Here is a 1,305-nt window from a genome sequence, read left to right as displayed (position 1 = left end):
CGCTGCTCACCCCCGGACTCCAGCAACTCCCCACACACCGATCGCAGCATCAGCGAACCCACCGACACCACCGGAGCACCGGTGTCATCAGCCGCACTCAGGCAGAGCACGCCGCCGTCCGTCTCCGACAGCCGGACCCGCAACGACCGCGCGCCCGTCGCGTGCAGGGACACTCCGCTCCAGGAGAACGGGAGCCCGCCGACGTCACCGGGCAGGAATACGGCTGCGTGCAGGGCAGCGTCGAACAACGCCGGATGGATCCCGAACTCCCCCGCCCGCTCAGCCGCCTCGTCAGGCAGCCGCACCTCCGCGAAGACCTCCCCATCCCGCCGCCACACCGCCCGTACTCCTTGGAAGGCCAGCCCGTACCCGTAACCCATCTCGGCCAGGCCGTCGTAGAGGTCATCCACCGGCACCGGTTCCACTCCCGCAGGCGGCCACACCGTCAACTCCGCACCCACCGACACCCCGGCCTGGGAAGCCAGCGTTCCGCCGGCGTGCCGTGTCCAGCCTGCTTCCGCGCCCGTCTCCTCCGGCCGGGAGTACGCACTCACCGCGCGTCGGCCCGACTCCTCCGGTGCCTCGACCACCACCTGCACCTGCACAGCCCCGTGCTCCGGCAGCACCAACGGCCGCTCCAGCACCAGATCCTCCACAACACCACACCCGACCTCATCGCCCGCCCTAACCAGCAACTCCACGAACGCAGTGCCCGGCACCACCACCACACCCCGCACCGCATGATCGGCCAGCCAATCCTGCGAGGCCAGGGACAGCCGGCTGGTGAACACCACACCCTCACCACCCGCGAGTTCCACCGCCGCACCCAGCAACGGATGCCCCACCGACACCAACCCAGCACCCCGCACGTCACCGGCCGCAGTCCGGGGGCGCGGCCAGTACCGATCGCGCTGGAAGGCGTACGTCGGCAACTCGATGGCCTGGCCCGAGCCCCGGCCCACCACCGCGGACCAGTCCACCGGCACACCGTGGGTATGCAGAGTGGACAGGGCGGTCAGCGCGGTGTGGACCTCGGGCCGCCCCTTCCGCTGAGCCGCAACGAACACCCCGTCCACCACACCCGACCCCAACCCCGTCAGCACACCATCCGGACCCACCTCCACAAAACGCGTCACACCCCCAGCAGCCAGCTCCGTCAGCATGTCCGCGAACCGCACCGGCTCCCGCACCTGCCGCACCCAGTACTGCGCGCTGCACACCTCAGCAACCGGAACCGTCATCCCCACCACCGGCCGCCTGAACTCCACCTGCCCGAGAACTTCCGCGAACGCATCCAGCATCGGA

Annotated in this window: 1 protein-coding gene; it reads right to left on the bottom strand. The window is 70.3% G+C overall.

All coding sequences use genetic code 11. The annotated features are described in order from the left end of the window. The coding region (locus tag ACLZOT_RS49660) for a polyketide synthase dehydratase domain-containing protein (protein ID WP_416975938.1) at window positions 1-1,305 on the bottom strand (1,305 nt) is incomplete at both ends.

The organism is Streptomyces sp. 4F14 (assembly GCF_048159485.1).
Lineage (GTDB): Bacteria > Actinomycetota > Actinomycetes > Streptomycetales > Streptomycetaceae > Streptomyces.
The sequence above is the reverse complement of the archived record's forward strand: the minus strand, read 5'-3'. Positions and strand labels throughout refer to the sequence as shown.